11 protein-coding genes are annotated in these 21,003 nt (G+C 56.2%); 5 read left to right on the top strand and 6 right to left on the bottom strand.

Going from position 1 to position 21,003, the window contains the following annotated elements:
- The first annotated feature begins 218 nt into the window (after positions 1–218).
- The gene (locus tag BLR09_RS12000; protein WP_093202184.1) at positions 219–1,289 is read left to right on the top strand and encodes a hypothetical protein; all 1,071 of its coding nucleotides are present in this window, start codon (positions 219–221) and stop codon (positions 1,287–1,289) included.
- Positions 1,290–1,436: 147 nt separating this feature from the next.
- Complete coding sequence (locus BLR09_RS11995; RefSeq protein WP_143011081.1) at positions 1,437–3,083, top strand: OmpP1/FadL family transporter; 1,647 nt, start codon at positions 1,437–1,439, stop codon at positions 3,081–3,083.
- Positions 3,084–3,149: 66 nt separating this feature from the next.
- Here the strand turns inward: BLR09_RS11995 and BLR09_RS11990 are convergent, their stop codons facing one another.
- The 3 genes from BLR09_RS11990 to BLR09_RS11980 are packed head-to-tail and all read right to left on the bottom strand — an operon-like array spanning position 3,150 to position 7,156.
- Positions 3,150–5,090: a sialate O-acetylesterase gene (locus tag BLR09_RS11990; RefSeq protein ID WP_093202178.1), complete on the bottom strand. Its 1,941-nt coding sequence runs from the start codon at positions 5,088–5,090 to the stop codon at positions 3,150–3,152.
- 1 nt (position 5,091) lies between these two features.
- Positions 5,092–6,117, bottom strand: a complete 1,026-nt coding sequence (locus BLR09_RS11985) for a glycoside hydrolase family 43 protein (RefSeq protein ID WP_093202175.1) — start codon at positions 6,115–6,117, stop codon at positions 5,092–5,094.
- A gap of 28 nt (positions 6,118–6,145) precedes the next feature.
- Entirely contained in the window at positions 6,146–7,156 is a 1,011-nt protein-coding gene (locus BLR09_RS11980) for a LacI family DNA-binding transcriptional regulator (RefSeq protein WP_093202172.1), read from the bottom strand.
- Between the two features lie 248 nt (positions 7,157–7,404).
- Between BLR09_RS11980 and BLR09_RS11975 the strand changes: the two genes are divergently transcribed.
- Positions 7,405–9,474 (top strand): outer membrane protein assembly factor BamB family protein, encoded by a 2,070-nt coding sequence (locus BLR09_RS11975; protein ID WP_093202170.1) that lies wholly within the window; start codon positions 7,405–7,407, stop codon positions 9,472–9,474.
- A 1-nt stretch (position 9,475) separates the two neighbouring features.
- Here the strand turns inward: BLR09_RS11975 and BLR09_RS11970 are convergent, their stop codons facing one another.
- The gene (locus BLR09_RS11970; RefSeq protein ID WP_093202885.1) at positions 9,476–9,994 is read right to left on the bottom strand and encodes a shikimate kinase; all 519 of its coding nucleotides are present in this window, start codon (positions 9,992–9,994) and stop codon (positions 9,476–9,478) included.
- Between the two features lie 41 nt (positions 9,995–10,035).
- Positions 10,036–11,130 carry a BT_3928 family protein gene (locus BLR09_RS11965; RefSeq protein ID WP_093202168.1) on the bottom strand — a complete coding sequence of 365 codons (1,095 nt, stop codon included), beginning with the start codon at positions 11,128–11,130 and terminating at the stop codon, positions 10,036–10,038.
- A 308-nt stretch (positions 11,131–11,438) separates the two neighbouring features.
- On the opposite strand from BLR09_RS11965, the gene BLR09_RS11960 reads away from it, so the two are divergent.
- Both BLR09_RS11960 and tamL read left to right on the top strand, forming a co-directional pair.
- Positions 11,439–16,487, top strand: coding sequence for a translocation/assembly module TamB domain-containing protein (locus tag BLR09_RS11960; RefSeq protein WP_093202167.1), 5,049 nt, complete (start codon positions 11,439–11,441; stop codon positions 16,485–16,487).
- Between the two features lie 4 nt (positions 16,488–16,491).
- Positions 16,492–18,825 (top strand): translocation and assembly module lipoprotein TamL, encoded by a 2,334-nt coding sequence (gene tamL, locus BLR09_RS11955; protein WP_245689914.1) that lies wholly within the window; start codon positions 16,492–16,494, stop codon positions 18,823–18,825.
- Here the strand turns inward: tamL and BLR09_RS11950 are convergent, their stop codons facing one another.
- Positions 18,826–20,979, bottom strand: coding sequence for a TonB-dependent receptor (locus tag BLR09_RS11950; protein WP_093202164.1), 2,154 nt, complete (start codon positions 20,977–20,979; stop codon positions 18,826–18,828).
- Between the last annotated feature and the right edge of the window lie 24 nt (positions 20,980–21,003).

Below are 21,003 nucleotides of genomic sequence, written 5' to 3'. Positions count from 1 at the left end.
GAATGTCCGTTACCAGAATAGCGTTAGTTGATTGATTATCAATTCCTAACTGCAACCGAAAACTGGTCGACGGAGCCAGGTGTTAAAATTGCCGTTAATAAAAGTTAAAGTCTTTTAAAGAGGATTGCAAAGATACATTTTAGCCTTAAGTTTGTAACAGTCGGGCTGAAATCGGCCCGATTGAAGGACGGAAAGTCAACTTCAAAACCCATAATGTCATGGAAATCAGGAATGTTTCGAAGTACCTGGCTGTAGCCGTACTGGCAGGTATTTGGGGATGCAGTCCGAAACAGACTGCCCAGCGTTCCTATGTGTATGATGACCTCTACTCCGCCTCGTCGGATGTGCGGGCTGTTGCCTACAGCAATAAGCAGAACAACGTGGTAGGAGAGCAGGCGAGAGAGGCAAACTCCGCAGGGAACGATTACTACAACAAGACAGAAGCGGAGAAGTACAGCGGTACCGTTAAGCAATACAGCAGTTCAGTATACGACAACGCCTACGACAACACGTCGCAGTATGCGTACAACAACGGATACGGTAACTGGAATCCCTACGGCTGGAATTCCTGGAACAGCTGGAATAACTGGTACTATCCGATGTATGGTTTCTCACCGGGATGGTCCATTGGCCTGGGCTTCGGCAGCGGTTTTTACCGCCCCTGGGGCCTGAGCAGCTGGTATGGCGGGGGCTTTTATGACCCCTGGTACAGCAGCTGGGGATACAACCCGTACTATTACAACTCCTGGGGATACTACCCGAGCTATTACGGTGGCGGGTACTACGGAGGATATTACCGTGATCCCTATTACTACGGAGGCGGGAACGTCGTGGTGAAACCGGGTAATTCCAACACCGGCGGCAGCTATAGCCGTCCGCGGTCAACGAACTACGGCCGGTCGCAGTCTGCCTACAACAATGACTTCGTAACCCGCAGTAATCCGGGTGCGGCGGTATCGCCGAACCGGGGTGGACGGACCAGCGCATACAACGATCCGTCAGCCAGCAACAGTTATTATTCCCGCCCGCGCCGGGATGGAGGCGATTACTCTTCGTTCTCAGGCAACAACGGAAATACGTACCGCAGCGGCGGAACGGTTAACCGGGACAACAATACCTACAGCCGTAGCTGGAATAACGACAACGGAAGCCGGAATAACAGCTGGTCACAACCCAGCAATAATTCCTGGAACAACAACAGCCCGTCGAGAAGCTACTCGGCACCGTCCAGCGGTGGCGGTGGTGGAGGCGGCGGTGGCGGCGGTGCCCGTTCCCGTGGTCCGCGGTAGGCTTAACAAACTTTAACGCGAGTAAAAACCCCGTCAGCGCGCCTAGTTGACGGGGTTTTTCGTTATTTCATAGCCGGAAACCCTGGCATTCCTTTTTGCGGAATCGGGTTTGTAGCCTTTACTTTGATCGAGTCTCAATTTCTGACCATGAAACGTATATCCGGTTTTGTCGCTCTATTCCTGCTGTCAGGTGCCGCCTGGGCCCAGGACAATAACTATGAGTCGCTCGCCCGCCTGTTCTCCCAAACCAACCCGCAGGGCTCTGCCCGCATGCAGGCCATGGGCGGAACACATACGGCGCTGGGCGCTGACGTAACGACGCTGTCGGGCAATCCCGCCGGCCTCGGTTTTTATACCCGATCGGAGTTGAGCATTTCTCCGATGTTCAGCCAGATCAACAATTCCTCGCAGTATATCAGCCGGACACAGGACGCTTCCACCAACCAGTTTACCCTTGGGAACGTGGGGATTATCCTTGCCGGCGACAAGCGGAATCCGGTTCGAAGCAGCCGGTGGGTAGGAGGTTCGTTTGGCGCCAGTTACTCCCGTCAGAATATCCTGAAAAGCTCCATCCGCTTCGGAGACCGCAACCAATACAGTTCGATGGCGGATTATTTCGCACAATATGCTAACGACGAAGCGAAGGGGTCTTCGGCAGGGGTGACAGCATTCGACTTCAAAAAAGACCTGCAGGCTAATGGCAATGTGTTTGACTATCCGACTTCTATGTATTATTATGGATTGCTGATCGATCCGGGTTCTCCAAGTGGCCCTCCGTATTCCGGTACCGAACCGCATAAAACCACCAATCAGTCTTTTGCTTTCAACAGCAGCGGGTACACCAGCCAGTGGAATTTTGCTTACGGGGCGAATTACATGAACAAGCTGTATGTCGGATTGGGATTTGCTCTGGCACGAATGAGCTATACGACATCCAAGGTGATGACTGAAAACTTCGAAAACCCGAATGCCATCAGCGGATTTACCTATAACAACGACCTGACGACCAGCGGAAAGGGATTCAATATCTCCGCAGGTTTAATCTACCGCCCGAGCGATATCGTGCGAGTCGGTGTTTCGATTACGACACCCACCTGGTACACTATCAACGAATCGGCAGGTCAGGGGCTGCAAACCCGTCTCGCGCGCCCGTTTGAAGTCAGCGAGGACACCAACCCGGAATGGGATAATAGCCTTCCCGGAACACTCCGGTCTGCCGGCTTTAATGTCACCACCCAGAACGGTACCAACTACATTACCAGCGTTCCGCAGCTTTCAGTGCTGCCGTTTGACTCGCAATACCGCCTCCGAACACCGATGAAACTCGCCGGAGGACTTGGCCTGTTTTTCGGGAAAGTCGGCTTTATCTCTCTTGATGCCGAATTGATCAACTATTCGAACATGAAGTTTTCGAGCGATGATCCGAACGCAGACGGAGGCCTTTCCGACGGCTACTACACCGGCATCGTCCGGAATACGTACCGGAACGTAGCCAATTTCAAACTTGGCGGCGAAGTCCGGGCTGATCAGGTTAGCTTCCGCGCAGGTATCAGCTACTACCAGGATCCGTATAAGCAGACGTCGCAATTCAATTCGCTGGATCGTGCCCGTTGGATTTATTCCGGCGGTATCGGGTACAAGACCGACAAGTTTTACGCCGATGCCGCTGTCTTGTATGGCGTTCAGACAACGGCCTATACGCCCTATATTTTGTCGACGACGCAGGACTATGCTTCCGCAAAAATCAAAAACACAACTACTACCGGTGTACTGACAGTTGGCGTGTATTTCTGATAAAAAGCTATAAACAGGAAAGGAGGCAGTGGACACTGCCTCCTTTTCTGTTTATAAACTAGCGATCTAAGGCTGAAGTGGCCGGGTATCAGTCGTAAAGGGGGATGCCGGAAGTCCTTCCTTGTTATACAAATTCGCATGATCAGGGTTGTCTGCCCATGCGTACCGGACAATTGTCGGTTTCGACACTTCCGGGCTGTGGACCACAACTGTTTTGCCTTTGATCCGGGCGCTTGCCGATACAAATTTTCCATCCTCCCCGGCAATAACAAAACCGGAAAGAGCGCCGCCCCGTGCAACGAGACCGCTTCCCGTCAGATCAAAATGCAAAACCAGTGCCTTTCCCTTTGATTCGGAGAAACGATAAGCGGGTCCGGACGACGTCAGATCGCGCTTGCCATATGCTACCCGCATTGCTCCCAGCGCCAATCGTTTTCCGACCGTTTCCTTATCCAGCGGGTGAATATCGTTCCATTCGCCGGCGTCGATCGCAACGGCCATGGCCGTATGCGGGACCGACAACGTGCGTCGCTGTGCTTCCCGCAAAACAGCCCAATTGCTTTCAGAAGGCAGCGCTTTCGCTTCCATGAAGTTGGCGAGCTGGACGAAAATGAAAGGCAAATCCGCCTGTCGCCAGTGCGCGCGCCAATCGGCAATGAGGGCCGGCAACAGCCGCTCATACTCGGCCGGCTGTGCGGTATTGGCCTCTCCCTGGTACCAGATGACTCCTTTGAGCGCGAGGGGAAGCAACGGCGCAATCATGGCGTTGAACAGGCCATTGGGCTTGTATTGAAAGAAAGTCGTCGGAGGAGCAGGCGAAACCGTCGCGCCGATCTGATAGTTCCACGCGCCTGTCAAGTCGATGGGAGAGTCGCCGGTTTCGAGTACATACCGCTTGTCGGGTACGAAGCCACCTTTGCCGTTGCTGCTTACTACCCGCACCACGATTGTATTCTTCCCCGCCTTGACCAACCCGGCCGGAATGGTATAGCGCCGCGGCGGGTATTGATAGCCGACAGACCCGATGAAGGTCCCGTTGACAAAAACCGAGTCGCTGTCGATAATCCGTCCGAGAAACAACTTCAGCGCCTTGCCTTCCAACCCGGCCGGAAGTTCGATGTCCTTCCGGAACCATACGGCTCCGTTACCCTTCGGCGCTCCGGCGTCTTCCCAGTAGCCGGGGATGGTGAGCGTTGGCCAGCCCGAAACGTCGGCGCGCGGGTCCGTCCAGTTCGGAGAAGCTTGCCATCCTTTGTCGGCGCTATGCAGACGGCCGAACCAGTCGCGCATGTCCTGCTGTTCCTGCCGAAGTGTGCGGCGGATCAGCGCAGTGTCCTGCAGGGCTTTCAATGTCTCCAGTTTTTCGGGGAAAGCCTTTAGCGCCTCTGTACTCATCCACGCCTCGGCGGGAGACCCGCCTACACTGGCGTTGACCAGCCCGATCGGAATACGCTCCCGTTCAACTAATTCTTTCGCGAAAAAATAGGCTACCGCAGAAAAATTCAGTACCGTTTGCGGCGTCGCAGTTTCCCAGCGTCCTCCAGGCACATCGCTTGCCGGATTCCGGAAATCGTAACGGGTCGGAAGAAAAAAATGCCGGATCATCGGCTGATTCGCGGAGGCAATGACCTCCGGATATTTTTCCCTGACACGTTCCATCGGCAGCGCCATGTTTGATTGTCCGGAACACAGCCACACATCACCAACCAGAATGTCGGTTACTTCCAGGCTGTTACTGCCTTTTATGTGCAGCGACGAAGGGCCGCCTGCCGACTGCGGCGGCAGAGTGACCGACCACGTACCGTCAGACCGGGTATCCGTTTCCCGCAGTACATCCCGGAAACGGACCGAAACATGTTCGCCGGCGCTCGCCCAGCCCCAGATTGTCAGGGGCCGGTCCCGTTGCAGCACCATACCGTTGCTCACCAGCCGGGGCAGACGGATCTGGGCAGCTACCGGAAAAGTACTGACAATCAGTAGAGTAGAAAGAAAAAGTAACCGGCGCATATCAGGGGATGATTTCCCGGATGGAGCCGTCGGCATTCCGGTGCAGTTCGCGGACTTTTACATTACGCAGGTGCGTCTGGCCGGATAGTTCAACGTCGTGGTAGAAGATGTACCACTTGCCACCGATTTCTACGATAGAATGGTGCGTAGTCCAGCCTGAGACAGGTTTCATCAGTACTCCCTGGTACGTAAAGGGGCCATAGGGCGAGTCGCTGGTAGCGTAGGCAAGCAAGTGAGTATCACCCGTAGAATAAGAAAAATAGTACTTGCCTTTGTACTTATGCGTCCACGCGCCTTCGAAAAAACGACGGTCATGATCGCCACCGAGGAGGGGTTTGCCTTCCTTGTCGAGAAGCTGAACATCGCGTACGGGTTCGGCAAAGGAGCGCATGTCTTTTCCGAGCTTGACAACTTTCGCTGAAAGGGCAGGTTCCTTGTCTTTCTGAAGGTCGGTCTTCAGGCTCGCGTCGTACGTTCCGGTATGCCAGCGCTGGAGCTGTCCGCCCCAGATTCCCCCGAAATACAGATAGGTTTCACCGTCCGTATCCGTAAAGACCGCCGGATCAATACTATAGCTGCCGGGAATAGGTTTGGGATCGGCTTTGAACGGCCCTGCCGGCGACTTGCTCGTCGCCACGCCAATCCGGAATACATCATCCTTGTCCTTTGCAGGGAAATACAGGTAATACGTGCCGTTTTTATAGGCAGCATCCGGCGCCCATAGCTGTCGTTTGGCCCAGGGGACGTCTTTCAGATCCAGCGCTACGCCGTGATCCGTGACTTTTCCACCGATACGGTCCATCGAAAAGACGTGGTAGTCCCGCATGTTGAAATGCCCGCCTTCGTCGTCCTGCGGTACATGCGCTTCAATATCATGAGACGGATAGAGGTAGACCTTTCCGTTGAATACATGTGCTGACGGATCAGCGGTATACAGATGGGTAATCAGTGGTTTAGGCGATTGTGCCTGCGCCGCCAGACTGGCAAATGCGAGAAGCGCGGCGGCGGAGTACCTGAAAAGGAACATGGTTTTGGAAGTTAAGAAGTAATATGATTCAGGGAGTAGAAGAGCCGCGTACAATCAGTTCATGGTTTAGTACGATTGTGTTTGCAGCAGTGACAGGGGGCTGGCCGCTGAGGTGACTAATCAGGCTCTGCGCGGCGATTTCCCCCATTTCCTGCCCGGGGTAGCGGATGGTTGTAAGCCTGGGCTCCACGACCTGAGCGACAGGGTCGTCGTTGAATCCCACCACCGCGATGTCATTCGGGATGGCAAACCCTGCCTCTTTGAGCGCGCCGATGCAGCTGGCCGCACAAAAGTCGCTCGCCACAAACAGCCCGTCCGGCGGTTGCGGGAGCTGCCGGATATACCGGGCGGCGTCGAGCCCGTCCTGGCGGGTAAGGTTACCGACGAGGACGAGGTCATCCGCCAGGCCATGCTCAGCCAGCGCCTGCCGGAAACCTCTTAGCCGCTCTTCGTAGACGTTCCGCTTCTGGCTGCCTGATACATGCATCATCCGTTTGCGGCCCTGCCGGACGAGGTGTACCGCGGCGTCGTACCCTGCCCGCACGTTGTCGATGACAATGCTTGTGCAGTTGGGATGGGGCAGCACCCGGTCGAACAGTATGACGGGAATCTCTTTTTGAAAGAATGGCTGGAAGTGCGAAAGGTCGTCCGTGTCAGAAGACAGGGAGACGAGTAATCCGTCGATCCGGCTGTCGAACATGGTTTTGACATTGGCTTTTTCCTTTCGGACCGATTCAAGCGACTGGCTGATAATCAGGTTATAGTTGCCCTCGTTGACTATTTTTTCCATGCCGGCCAGCACGGTGGACATAAAGGCGCTGTCGAGCCGGGGAACAATAACGCCAATGGTATTGGAACGCTGGCGGCGGAGGTTACTCGCAAACGTATTGCTCCGGTATCCCATTTCTTCCGCGGCAGCCGTAATAAGCCGCTTGGTGCCGGCACTGATCGCCGGGTGATCTTTCAACGCACGGCTGACAGTAGCCGGCGAGAGTTTCAGCAGCCGGGCTATATCGTAAATCGTTACTTCTTTTTCCATGGAAAAGAAAAAGCCCTGACCGGTCCGGACCCGTTGATGATCCGTTGATCCGGCAGTGCTATCGCCAAAAATAGGGAAAAAAGTAAGCAAAATGCAATCGGTTGCATGAATGAGAAAGAACCGGCAGCGAGTCGTGCAGCTGGAGCAGAAGAACCCTGTCCGGTACCCCGATTGGTCCGGCGTCTCTATTGATTGTCAGTAGTTTCGGCTAACTTGCTCCGGTCGTCAGAACAGCTTAACCTCTCCTCATGAAATTTCTTCTTCCTCTCGGGCTTGTCGCGCTCGCCTCGGTTGGTATTGCTCCGGATGCCGACTGGCCGGAGTACAACGGCGACGGCGCCCGCAGCCATTATTCCCCGCTCCCGGATATTGATACCGTCACTGTTACTCACCTTCGCCAGGCCTGGGAATACCGTTCGGGAGGCGCCGATACCGCCGGAAATCGTTCTCAGATCCAATGTAATCCCTTGTGTATCAAAGGGGTTGTGTATGGCGTTTCGGCGGGTACCCAGGTATTTGCGCTGGACGCTGGAACCGGACGGGAACAGTGGAAAACCGCACTTCCCGAGGTCGGCGGTACTACCAGCCGGGGCGTCAGCTACTGGTCTGACGGAACGGAAGAACGCCTTTTCTTCGGCGCCGGCCGCTGGCTGTATGCCTTGGACGCCCGTACCGGCAAACCTGTTCCATCTTTCGCCGATAATGGAAAAATCGATCTCAAAACCGGTATCGACCGGCCCGGCGCAGATGACTACGTCCGCCTGAATACCCCGGCTACTGTTTTCCGGGACCTGGTGATTGTTGGCGCTCGCGTTTCAGAAAGCGAAACCGCACTGCTGGGAGATATTCGCGCCTACGACGCCCGCTCCGGCAAGCTGGTCTGGACCTTCCGCACCATACCGCTTCCCGGAGAACCCGGTTATGAAACCTGGTCTCCCGCCAACCCGCGGCAGCGCCTCGGCGGAGCCAACGCCTGGGCAGGCATGGCCATCGACCGGCAGCGGGGTATCGTCTATATCCCCACCGGCTCGGCTGCCTATGATTTTTTCGGGGGAAACAGAAAGGGAAGTAACCTGTACGCCAACTGCCTGCTGGCGCTCGACGCGACAACCGGGAAAAAGCGCTGGCATTTTCAGTTTGTCCACCATGATATCTGGGACCGGGACCCTCCGGCGCCACCCAACTTGCTGACAATTGTCAGAAACGGCCGCCGGCAGGACGTCGTCGCGCAGGTAACGAAACAGGGAGAAGTATATGTTTTCGACCGGGAAAACGGGGGGCCTGTCTTTCCTGTGAAGGAAGTACAGGTACCAACTGACGGCGTGCCCGGCGAAGTACCGTATCCGACACAGCCTGTATCGGAACTGCTGTTTGCCCGGCAGTCGTTCACGGTAAAAGATGTCTACAGCCGTGTTGCCGACCGCGATTCGCTCGTTCGCGTATTGGGTAAAGCACGTACGGGACGGCCCTATTTACCCCTGACCGGTACTATGACGGTCTTCTTCCCGGGTACCGACGGAGGTGCGCAGTGGGGCGGGGCCGGGACAGATCCGGCGGGAGTACTGTATGTTCCGTCGAAAGAGATACCTGTCTATACTTCGCTGATTCCCAAAGAAGTATCCATAGGCTCTGTAACCGGCGAAAAGTTGTACCGCCAGCATTGCAGTGCCTGTCACGGTCCGGACCGGAAGGGCAATCACGATGGCAGCTATCCGTCACTACTCGGCGTCGGGCAGCGCCTGTCCGGTGCCGCGATTGCCGGAGTATTACAGAAGGGAAGGGGCATGATGCCTTCGTTTACCCACCTGAAAGAGGAGGAACGGAAAGCGGTAATCGATTTTCTGCTGGAAAAAGGAGGAAAAGCGATGGTCCGGAAGTCGGCCGCGTCACTACCCTACCAGCATACCGGGTACAACCGCTGGTATGACCGCAACGGCTATCCCGTCAGCACGCCGCCTTGGGGAACACTGACGGCGATTGACCTCAACACCGGCGCGCGAAAATGGCAGGTTCCCCTGGGGGAATACCCCGAACTGACGCGTCAGGGCGTTGCGCCGACCGGGACAGACAACTACGGAGGACCGCTGGTTACCGCCGGCGGGCTGGTATTTATCGCCGCCACGCGCGACGAGCAGTTCCGCGCCTTCGATGCCCGCACCGGAAAGATCCGCTGGCAGGTTGCGCTTCCGGCAGCAGGGTATGCGAGCCCCTCAACCTACCGGTATCGCGGAAAACAGTACATCCTCCTGGCCTGCGGCGGCGGAAAACTCAATACCCGTTCGGGAGACCGGTACCTGGCCTACGCACTGCCCGACTGACTCAGGCGATGACGGAGAGGTGGCGGAGTACTTCCAGCAGCGTTTGTACGTCGGTTTCGCCTTCGATGGTCACATCGGCCTGTTCGTAAAAGGCGCGGCGGACGTTGAGCTTGCGTTCGAGTTCTTCGAGCAGGGTAGCGGCGTCGTCTGTCGGAAAAAGCGGCCGGTCGTTTTTGCGGGTATGCATCATCCGGTCGGCCAGCATTTTCGGCGGTACATCCAGGAATACGCTGACACCCCGCTCACGGATAGCGTCCATGTTGTTGTGGAAACAGGGAACGCCTCCGCCTGTGGACACAATCAGTCCGGCATCGGCGGGAAGGCTCTGCAGTACCTCGCTTTCGGCTTTCCGGAAATATTCTTCGCCCCGAAGGCTGAAAATCTCGGCAATGGTCAGCATTTCCCGGAGTTCGATCCGTTTGTCCATGTCGACAAATTCATAGCCGATTTCCCGGGCGAGGTTTTTCCCGAGGGTACTTTTTCCCGAAGAGGGCATTCCAAGCAAAAAAATATTCTTCATATACATCGACCGGCCGGAAAGGCGCGGCTGATAGAGGTTGTCTAGTTAGAAGCGTTGAGGATCGTCTCCTTGTCGGGCGCCGAGGCGAAGCTCCATTTGCCGCGTACCGTGCCGTCTGAGATCAGCCAGAGACCGGGGTTACTCCGGACGATGGTCTTCAACACCTTGAAATCGGCAAAATAATACGGAAGCGAAAGCTGATGCTCCCGGCGGAAGGCGTCAAACTCCCCGGCAGTAGCGGAGGTGACGATCGCCGGGCGTACCGGCGAGCCTTCCAGGCTGCGGAGCAGGCCGAGCAGTTCCGGCAGGGATGCCTGATCAGCTTTTTTCAGGTCCTGAATAATCAGAAACAGGTGTTTTCCCTTGAAGGAATCCTGGGTAAAATCGGTATCTCCGTTCCAGAGACGGTAGTCGCTGATGCGCGGACCGGCGTCGGGATTCAACGGCCCGATCATCTGTTTGAACTGGTAGGTCGTATCGGTAGGGTACTCGTCAAATTCTTTTTCCTGGCCGTTTTTGGTCATGATGTACGTAAACCGGAACGGCTCCTTGTTTTTCATGTTTGCGGGGATGTTCTGACCCACGGCGTAAGGCAGTCCGTCATACGGCGGCAGGTACCATACCGCATACAGCCCGATTCCGATGCAGGCAATGACGGCGACGGCCATTGCGGAATTGGAGCGATAGTCTTTGAATATGTTTCGTTTCCAGACGACAACGAGCAATAATACCAGCAGGATGACGTCTTTCCAGAACGACGTCCACGGTTTCAGCTTGATCATATCGCCGAAACAGCCGCAGTCGGTCACCTTGTCGAAATACGCCGAATAGAAGGTCAGGAAGCCGAAAAAGGTACACAGCAATACCAGAAACCAGGCTGTTTGCCGCAATTTCCATTGCAGCAGCAGTGCCACGCCGGCGAGTACTTCCAGCGAGCAGAGCAGAATGGAAAAGAAGAGGGCATAGGGAACCAGCGCTTCCCAGAAGCCGGCCATTCCGGCAAAGTCATGGGCGAAGACTTCGAAGTATTCCTCCAGTTTGATCTGGGTACCGACGGGATCGTTGAGTTTGATCAGTCCGGAGAAGATAAACACGGCTCCGACGAGAATGCGGCACGTATGGGCAAACAACTTCATGCAGGATCGAAAATACGGGTAAACAACTTCCTTACCGGATGCGTTAATAAAGAGACGGAAGCGTGGACGAAGATACCCGCTGTTTTATGCCGCCGATTCCCGCAAAGGTAACGACGAACGGGCGAGTACGAAGCACATTAACATATCATTAACGGGTTTCTGTAGTATCTTTTCAGGGGATCGTAGAGCCTTTTACACAGTTTGAGTGGATTTATGGATATTTGGCGACGAAACCGACTCCCACAAGAATCCATCTGACCTGGCGTTTTCTTTTTCAAGGATGCCGGCACGCGTGAAGGCAGTAGCCTATGAACATAAAAAAGACTATAAACTATACACTGGCGGCGATCGGGGCGCTGCTGCTGGTTCTGGTAGCCTTTCTTCTTATTCTGGGAACAACCTCCTGGGGACAGCAGTTTGTCACCCGGCAGGTGAATAATTACCTGAAAGGCAAACTGAATGCGCCCTTCTCCATCGGTCGGATCAGCTACCATATTCCCGACTGGATTCAACTGGACGATGTGTATTTCGGAACGCCGAAGGGAGATACCCTCCTCAGTGGAAAGCGGCTGCGGGTAGACCTCGACATGCTCGGGCTGCTGCAAAGCAAGGTAGCGCTCAACCAGATCGAGCTGGACAAGATCCGGCTCGATATCCGCCGGACCCTTCCCGATACGACCTTTAATTTTCAATACCTGATCGACGCGTTTTCTTCCGGAAAGCCGGCCGATCCGGCGGATACTGCCTCGGCGCCCCTGGCGCTCAGCCTCTCCGGTATTGCGCTGAACGATGTGCAGGTACGCTACCACGACGATGTCGCGGGAGCCGATGTGACCGTCCTCCTCGATACCCTCAAAGGCAAATTTGATGAAGTAGACATCGCCAAGTCCCGGTACCACGTCAACGAAGTCCGCTCGGGCGGGCTCTCGGTCAAAGCCAGAATCTATCCCGGTATTCCGTCAACGGCGCCGGCTGCTCCGTCGAACCCTGCCGACAGCCTGGACCTCCGCATCGGCGACTGGAAACTCTCCCGGACGGCCTGGGATGTCCGGGTTGAAGACGCCCATTTTGCCACGAAAGGAAAAGCGGGATACCTGGCCGTTGCCGGAGACCAGCTATACCTCAATGGCCAGCAGGTCAATATCCGCTCGCTGGAACTGCTCAACGCAGATGTTTCCGCGTCGATGCAAAAAGCGCCTGCCGCTGCCGGGAAAAAAGCAGCCGAGCCGTCTCCAGCTACAGAAGGCGGCTGGAAAGCCAGCCTCGGCCGTGTTCGCCTGGCCGGCAACCGCATCTGGTATGACGACGAAAATGCCCCCCGGCAAGCCAAAGGCATGGATTATGCCCACCTCGACGTACGGGGACTTACCCTTGCGGGCGAGCAGCTGGTTTACCAGCCCGACCGCATCAGCGGGAGCCTCCGACGGGGAAGTTTTACCGAAAGAAGCGGCCTGAACCTTCGTCGCCTGGATGCCGATGTAACCTATACGCCGAAAGGTATTTCCCTGACCCGTTTTCTGTTGCAGACGCCCGGAACGGAGCTGAAAGACCGGCTGATTATCCGGTATGACTCGCTCGGGCAACTCATGCGGGCGGGCGAAGCGCACCGGGTGACGGTGGATGCCCGCCTGACCCGCAACAAGCTATCCTTTGCCGATGTACTGCTGCTGGCGCCCGGCCTGGCGGATACTCCTCCGTTCAAAGGCAACGAAAAAGAAGTACTGACTGCGAACCTGGAAGCCAAAGGTACCCTGGCCGCCCTGCGCCTGCCCCAGGCGGAATTTACGATGCTGTCGGGCACGAAAATCAAGGCGAAAGGCCAGGTATCCTATCCGACGGACCCCGCGCGTATGGGGCTGGATCTGACGATTGATCAGGCTGCTACGACATCCGCCGATATCCGCCGCCTCCTGCCGAAGGGCACCCTGCCGGATTCCGTGAGTATCCCGCCGCAGATGCAACTGACCGGGACGGCCAAAGGAAAGCTGAACGCCCTCCGCCTTGACGCGGCGCTGAATACCGTTTGGGGAAACGCGGCGTTTGACGGTACGCTCAACAATTTCGTCACCGGAAAAAACCAGCAATATACCGGTACCGCCAAACTGGAGCAGTTTGACCTCGGCAAATGGCTCGGCCAGCCGAAGGTATACGGTCCGGTGACGGCTACGGCGACAGTCGATGGTAAAGGCATCGATCCGAAAACAATGGCGACGACCTTTGACGTCGATATTCCCGAAGTCACCTACAACGGCTACCGGTACCAGCTCATCAAGGCTACAGGAAATCTCGATAACGGTACCCTGCACGTAACCGGCGGCATCAACGACCCGAACGCGCGGCTGTCTCTCAACGCCGACGCCAACATGGCAACGACCTATCCGTCCGTAAAAGGAAAAGTCGACATCGGAACCCTTGATCTCCATGCGCTGAAATTCTACGCCGATCCGCTGAAGCTGAACGGAAATGTGGTGATGGATTTTGCGTCGACCAATCCTGACAGCCTCATCGGCCGTCTGGCTGCGGAAGATCTGAAAATACAGCTCAACGGAAAGCAATACCCCGTCGATTCCCTGTACCTCAAAGCGGGGGTAGACGGGAGCGCCCGGAACCTGATCGCCAGAACCCCGTTTGCCGAGATAGACCTGGGCGGACACTATACCTTCTCGAACCTCGCTGCTGCTTCGCTTTCGGAGATCAACAAATACGTTACGCTGCCGATGGAAGTATCCGCTCCGACGGCCCCGACGGATTTTTCCCTGAAAATGCGCGTTAGGCAGCACCCGCTGCTGCTGGCGTTTGTACCGGGCCTTACCCGGCTGGAGCCGGTGAAAATCGAGGCGACACTCGACAGTAAGCGGGCCGATTCGACGCTGAATATCTCCGTCACAGCCGGACCGATTGAGTACGACACCATGCTCGTCGCCGGAGCGAACCTGAAACTCGTGACCAAAGACGGGAAACTGGCCCTCAACGGGGAAATAGGCGAAGTAAAAACCCAGTCCCTGCATGCCTTCAAAACAGGATTGGCAGCTACGGCCACCGACAACCGGGTGCGTTTTGCGGTCATGAACCGGGATTCACTCGGGAAAGACCGCTACGGACTGGCCGGGCAGGTACTCGTGCAGGGCACAACCTACCAGATGAACCTGGATCAGAAAGGTTTGCTGACGAACTACCGGTTCTGGTCGGCCGATACCTCCGGTTTTATCCGTTATGGAAAAGAAGGCGTTCAGGCGGAGAAGTTTTCGTTGTCGACGAAAGATCAGTCGATTACCGTCAACAGCACCGAACCGCGGCCCAACGCGCCGCTGCGGGTGGAGGCTAAAAACCTCATCCTCACCGATCTCGCGAAACTGGCCAATCAGGACAGCCTGCTCGTGGCCGGGGTACTCAACGGAGACGTGATCGTGAAAGATTACCTCGGCGAAAAGCGCCTGAGTTTTACGGGAGACATCCGGGTTGACAGCCTGGAAGTCATGCAGAAGGCCCTTGGTAACCTGGAGGCCTCTTTCGCCAATACCGATGATAACCGGATCAAGGTAGAAACCGCGCTGCATGGTACGGTCAACGATATTCACGTAGGCGGCTACTACAACCCGACATCGACGGCCCAGGCGCTGGATCTCGACGTAGACCTCAAGCGCCTCGATACCCGGACCATTGAAGCATTCAGCTTCGGGCAGTTACGCCGGGCGAAAGGGCAGCTGACCGGGCAGATCAAAGTGAATGGCGCGGTGGATAAACCCAAACTGAAGGGAGAGGTCAACTTCGATTCCGTTTCCTTCAACCTGACCTTCATCAATGCGACCTACGCCCTGCACAAGGAGAAGGTTACCTTTGATAATCAGGTGATTCGCTTCGATAAATTCGATATTACGGATAGCCTCGGCCGTACGCTGACGACTGACGGAACCGTCGACATATCCACCCTCCCCAACGCGGCCTATAACCTGAGTATCTCTTCGAAGAAATTCAGCGTACTAAGCGCCAGTAGGAAGGACAATGATCTGGTGTATGGAAACGCCACGCTGACGGCCAACCTCCGCGTGCGGGGGCGGGGTACCAGCCCGGCAGTGTCGGGCGACCTGAAAGTAGACGACGGCAGCAACGTAACCCTGATCCTGCCGGATACCGGTCCGGAAGCCGGAGACGCTGCCGGTATAGTTACCTTCATTCAGCCGAATGATACCACGGCGTTGATGAGCTACCTGCGCCGCCCGGCGAAGGATAGCCTCAATACCCGGATTCGGTTTGATCAGCTGACCAATTCCAATATCTCCCTGAACCTGGAAGTCAACGAGAAATCGGAGCTGACGATCATCGTTGATCCGCTGACCGGCGACTACCTCCGCGCGAAAGGCAATGCCCGCCTCAACATGAACCTGGATGCCGCCGGCAACCTGGGGCTGTACGGGCGCTATGACGTCACAGAGGGGGGCTATCTGCTCAACTACGAAGGCGTACTCCGGAAGCAGTTCCAGATTCAGAAAGGAAGCTCCATAACCTTCTCCGGCGACCCGATGAAGGCCGATATGGACGTTACGGCGATTTACCGCGTCAATGCCCGGCCGTATGACCTGATAGGCAGTGAAACGGGTACGTCCGGGGCGGGCTCGTCGTCTGATACCTACCTGCTCCGGAACAAGATGCCGTTTGACGTCGCCCTGATGATGAAAGGTAATCTCTCCGCCCCCAACCTCAGTTTTGATATCCGGCAGCCTACCACCGCCAATGCCGGATTGGCGAATGAAACGAGCTCCTGGTCCGACAGAATCAACAAAAAGCTGTCGGATCTCCGCCAGGACCAGTCGTTGGTGAACCGTCAGGTATTCGCCTTGCTGGTTTTGGGGAATTTCTTCCAGGAAAACTCGTTTGATTTCTTCTCCAGTGGCGCCGGAGGAGGCGCGATGGCAGAGAACGTCGCCCGGAACAGCGTGAGCAAGATTCTCTCGGAACAGCTCAACCGGCTGGCGTCGAGTGTAATCAAGGGCGTTGACCTGAACGTGAACCTCGCGTCCGGGGCAGATTATGTAAACAATACCGGCGGCGCCGGCGCCCGGACCGACCTGAATGTCGGTCTGTCCAAGAGCTTCATGAACGGGCGGCTGTCGGTCAGCGTCGGGAAAAACTTCGTCCTCGAAAACACCACCGGTGTGCAGAACCCGAACGAAGTATTCGACAACGTATCGCTGAACTACAGCCTCACGCGGGATGGCCGCTACATGGTACGTGCCTACCGGAAAAACCAACTTCAGAGCGTTCTGGAAGGGTATATCGTCGAAACCGGTATCGGGTTTGCCATTACGATAGACTACAACGCCTTCAAAGATCTTTTCAGTAAGTCTGCCAAAGAATAAAGCATTGCGTACGAGGAAACACATACGGACACTGACCCTGCTGACGGGGACGCTGCTGCTCATGGCGGGCTGCCGTGTCGGCAAGTACCTGCCCAAAGACGAAAAGCTGTACGATGGCGCCGATATTCAATTGGTGTCGGATGCAAACGTTTTGTCCAAAACCGAAAAAACGGCGCTGACCGAGCAGATGCTTGAGATGGCCCGCCCGAAAACCAACAAGCAGATTTTCGGCTTCCCCTACAAAGTCTGGTTATACTATGTCATCGGTGAGCCGAAGAAGGATTCCAGCTTCCGGGCGTCGCTGCGACGGAAACTGGGCGAGCCGCCGATTTTCGCGACCAGCCGATCGATTTCGGCCAATTCCGGCGTCTGGAAGTCATTCCTCGAAAACGAAGGGTATTTTCATTCCTCGGTGGAAGGTTCCCTGGTTGAAAAAGGATACAAGGCCAAAGGCGTCTACAAGGTGAACGTTCTGCCCCGGTATACGATCGACTCGGTCGGATTTTTGTCGGATACCATCGCGGTCGGCAAGGATTTCCGCGAGGCCGGAAAGAACACGCTCCTCCGCCCGACGCGGCCCTATCGCCTCGATAACATCAAGCTGGAACGGGAGCGTATCACGCAGGAATTCAAGCGAAAGGGCTATTACTACTTCACGCCCGACTACGTCGCAGTACTTGCGGACACCGCTACCGGCAACCACAAAACGCGGCTGTACCTGGCGCTCAAGCCGGACATGCCCGACGCCGCCGGCCGGAAATACTACATCCGGAATGTATATGTCTATCCGAACTATACCCTCGCGGGCGCTGCGCAGGATACCAACCGCCAGGAAGCGGTACGGACGACGGCCGGCTTTTTTGTCGTGGATTCGTCGCGGGCGTATGATGAACGCCTGTTTCACAGCGTTATCGGCTTCAAACCCGGCCGGCGGTACAACAGCCGCGTTCAGGACGTCAGCCTGTCGCGCCTGATCAATCTCGGTACATTCAAGTTTGTCCGGAACCGGTTTGCGCCTGACGTACAGGGCGATTCGACCGTACTCGACGTTCACTACTACCTGACGCCGCTGCCGAAGAAATCCCTTCGCCTGGAAATCGCCGGTACCTCCAAATCCAATAACCTGACCGGTTCGCAACTGACCCTGAGCTGGAAAAACCGGAACCTGTTCCGGCGGGCGGAACTGCTGACCATCAACGGAACTGCCGGGATAGAAGTGCAACTTGGCGCCGGGTCGAAGGGCGTCACCAATTACAGCTACGGCCTGGACGCTACGCTGACGTTCCCGCGGCTTGTCAGCCCGCTCCGGATCGACTACGATCGCCGTCAGATTCTTCCCAAAACGAACATCACCGTTGGTTATCAGCAGATTGTCCGCAGTCAGTTGTACGACCTGAATTCCTTCAGCGGTTCGCTGAGCTATTCGTTCCGCGGAAATAACCAGACCGAGCATACGCTGACGCCGCTGAGCCTGACCTTCGTCAAAACCTCCAATTTCGGCGACCGGTTTTATGAACTGCTGACCGATCCGACGGTCTCCGCGCAATACCTCGCCCTGATTCAGGGTAACCAGTTGATTCCGAGTAGCTTGTATACGCTGCACTGGAACTCGGCTCCCCAGGCCGGAAGCGCGTGGTCCCGGCAGTTTGTCTTCAATGCGGAAGCGTCCGGTAACGTCGTCAGCCTGTTCACGAAAGACAAGGATTTTGACGGAAAGAAAGACCTTTTCGGCTCGCCGTTTTCCCAGTTTCTGCGCGCGGATATCGACAGCCGCCATTACTATAAGCTGACGCCGTCGATCACCTGGGCGTCGCGCCTATTTGCCGGCGCCGGGATTTCGTATGGCAACTCGACCTACCTGCCTTTCGTGAAGCAGTATTTCTCGGGCGGTAGCAACAGTATCCGGGCATTCCGGCCGCGGGGCATCGGGCCCGGCCGGGTCATCAAGCAGGATAGTCTCCAGACGACACTGCTGCAGGACGGCGGCGGAGATATCAAGCTCGAACTCAATACCGAGCTCCGGATGAAGTTCAACAAGTACTTCCAGGGAGCGCTGTTTGTCGACGCCGGTAACGTCTGGATGTACAAGGACGAAACGCTCTACGGGCAGGAAGCCGTTTTCTCAAAAGATTTTTACAAGGAAGTAGCGGTCGGTACCGGCGTAGGGCTTCGGATTGACGTAACGTACTTCGTGCTGCGGTTTGACCTGGCCTTCCCGATCCGGAAGCCGTGGCTACCGGAGGGAGACCGCTGGACGTTCAAGGATATCCGCTTCGGAGATACCGACTGGCGCCGGAAAAACCTGATTCTGAATATTGCCGTCGGCTATCCCTTCTGATCAGAGCGTACATTTTACCGCCAGGTTGACGATACGTCCCTGTTGCGGCGCCCACAGCGGACTGAACTGCGGGTGTTCCGGCCCGCCGCTCACGACCGGTCCGAAGCCCGACTGGCGTACGTCAAACAGGTTTTCGGCATTCACCACTACCGAAACCGGGCCTAATTGCCGGGATACCATCGCCGCCCAGAACCAGTAGTTGGGTACCCGCTGGTTGTTGTACAGGTATTGATTTCCCACCCAGCTGCTTTCAATCCCGAATCGCCATTTGTCCGGAATGGTGTAGGCGAATGTCGACGAGAACTTGTCCTGCGGCGCAAACGGCAGGTATGTCGTTTCACCACTGCCGGCCCGCCGGGAGAGGGTATGGTTGTAGCCGAGGTATAGCTCCAGCTCGTCGTAAGTCGCGCGGAAGTACGTATCCGTTCCGATGCTTTTGACATCGTAGGCAGCATTGACAAGTTCAGCCCCGTTGGGCTCGTCGGCACGGGGTATCGCGATCACCGGCGAGCCGATCCGGGTGTAGTAAAAGGCCTGATCGACCTGGATGGTCATGTGTTCTCCCAATGCCTTGTGGTAGCTGATATCCAGGTTGGTGCCTGTTGATCGCTCGGGTTTTACGCCGGCTGCTATCGGCAGGAAGTACTGATAGCTGAGGTTGGTCTGCGCGGAAGAAGGCGTAATGAGGGAAAAGACATTCGGGGTTTTATATCCCGTTCCCACACTGATGCGGGTAGTCCAGGCGGTACCGGGTTTGGTCATGAGCGACAGGCGCGGCAATAAAAAGTTGCCAAAAACGGAGTGATGATCGTACCGCAGTCCGGCCTGGAGGGAGATTTTCTGGGTCAGCTTCCAGTCGTCCTGTGCGAACAGTCCCAGTGTTTCGTAACGATAATCCTGCAACGGCGTATCCAGCCCTGCTTTTTTGCGGAATCGTTCGAGGGAGTAATTGAGCCCGCCGACGAGCGTATGCCGCCCGGCCGTGATCACATCGGAAAGCTCCTGGTATGCCGAGGTCTGTTTTCCCCCGAAAAAATAACCGCCGGAAGTGAGATCCCGGTCAAAAAGGCTGAAAGTACCCTTGGCGGTCAGCTGGTTATTGCCGGCGCGGAGGTCGTAGTGGTAGTCGACCGTATGCCGGAATAATTTCGACGTTTCAGTATAGGTATGAAGGCCCGACGGCTCGTTGAGCGCGATCATGTCGCCAGCTTTCCGCTGTTCGGTCAGCAGCGAGTACCCGATGTTGAACGTCGACTGCTTCCCGAACGCAGTGAAAAAGCGGGGATGAAGGGAAAACTGCTCCAGAAACGGACTATCCGAATACCCGTCTCCGTTGACATCCACGGCTTTCTGATGCGTGTATCCGGTGAAAAGCGTCAGGCCGTTGACACCCCATTTGTGCGCATAGTACCCGTTGACATTGCTTTCCTTCAGCGTAGACCGGTTGACGAGGAAGGTCAGCTCCGGTTTGTCCGGTGTCTTCGAGACCAGGTTGATCATTCCGCCGATCGCCCCGCCGCCATACAGCGTCGAAACGGAGCCTTTGACTACCTCGGCCTGCTTCAGGTCGAGCGGCGGGATCTGCAATACGCCCAGGTTTCCGGAAAATCCTTCGTAAAGAGGCAGGCCATCACGCAGGAGCTGCGTGTATTTCGGGTCAAGTCCCTGCATGCGGATGCCCTGGTTTCCTGTCAGCGGCGAAGTCGTCTGAACGTGGATGATGGAGATATCCCCGAGCAGGCTGGCGACATTGCCGGGTACCATGGCGGCTTCTTCGTTCATTTCCTCCAATCCGAGTACTTCGACTTTCAGGGGAAGATCTTCGATCCGGGATTGTGTCCGGGTGGAAGTAACGGTCACTTCTTCCAGCGATTCGGCGTCGGGCGTGAGCTCCACTGCCAGCGTATCGGTACCGGCGGTAACCGACCGGGTAAGCGGCACATAGCCGACCATGCGGAAGGTATACGTGCCCGCCTGCGGGAGCGTCACGACGCCGGAGGCATCGCTGACATACCCCTGTTTGCTTTTTTCGGGAAGAACGCTGACGCCGGGAAGGACCTCGCCGCTATGGCGGTCTTTGACCCGGCAGGGGCGCTGTGCCATAGCGGAAAACGCGACGGCGATCAGGCAAAGGGAAGAGAGCGCAGTTTTCATGCCCGAAAGGACGAAACTGATTTC

The organism is Siphonobacter aquaeclarae (assembly GCF_900103285.1).
Classification (GTDB): domain Bacteria; phylum Bacteroidota; class Bacteroidia; order Cytophagales; family Spirosomataceae; genus Siphonobacter; species Siphonobacter aquaeclarae.
The sequence above is the reverse complement of the archived record's forward strand: the minus strand, read 5'-3'. Positions and strand labels throughout refer to the sequence as shown.

Excerpts from the sequence above, each read along its gene's own strand:
- BLR09_RS11950 (WP_093202164.1), bottom strand. The coding sequence starts at position 20,979 with ATGAAAACTGCGCTCTCTTCCCTTTGCCTGATCGCCGTCGCGTTTTCC.
- BLR09_RS11975 (WP_093202170.1), top strand. The coding sequence starts at position 7,405 with ATGAAATTTCTTCTTCCTCTCGGGCTTGTCGCGCTCGCCTCGGTTGGT.
- BLR09_RS12000 (WP_093202184.1), top strand. The coding sequence starts at position 219 with ATGGAAATCAGGAATGTTTCGAAGTACCTGGCTGTAGCCGTACTGGCA.
- BLR09_RS11980 (WP_093202172.1), bottom strand. The coding sequence starts at position 7,156 with ATGGAAAAAGAAGTAACGATTTACGATATAGCCCGGCTGCTGAAACTC.
- BLR09_RS11960 (WP_093202167.1), top strand. The coding sequence starts at position 11,439 with ATGAACATAAAAAAGACTATAAACTATACACTGGCGGCGATCGGGGCG.
- BLR09_RS11965 (WP_093202168.1), bottom strand. The coding sequence starts at position 11,130 with ATGAAGTTGTTTGCCCATACGTGCCGCATTCTCGTCGGAGCCGTGTTT.
- BLR09_RS11970 (WP_093202885.1), bottom strand. The coding sequence starts at position 9,994 with ATGAAGAATATTTTTTTGCTTGGAATGCCCTCTTCGGGAAAAAGTACC.
- BLR09_RS11985 (WP_093202175.1), bottom strand. The coding sequence starts at position 6,117 with ATGTTCCTTTTCAGGTACTCCGCCGCCGCGCTTCTCGCATTTGCCAGT.
- BLR09_RS11990 (WP_093202178.1), bottom strand. The coding sequence starts at position 5,090 with ATGCGCCGGTTACTTTTTCTTTCTACTCTACTGATTGTCAGTACTTTT.
- BLR09_RS11995 (WP_143011081.1), top strand. The coding sequence starts at position 1,437 with ATGAAACGTATATCCGGTTTTGTCGCTCTATTCCTGCTGTCAGGTGCC.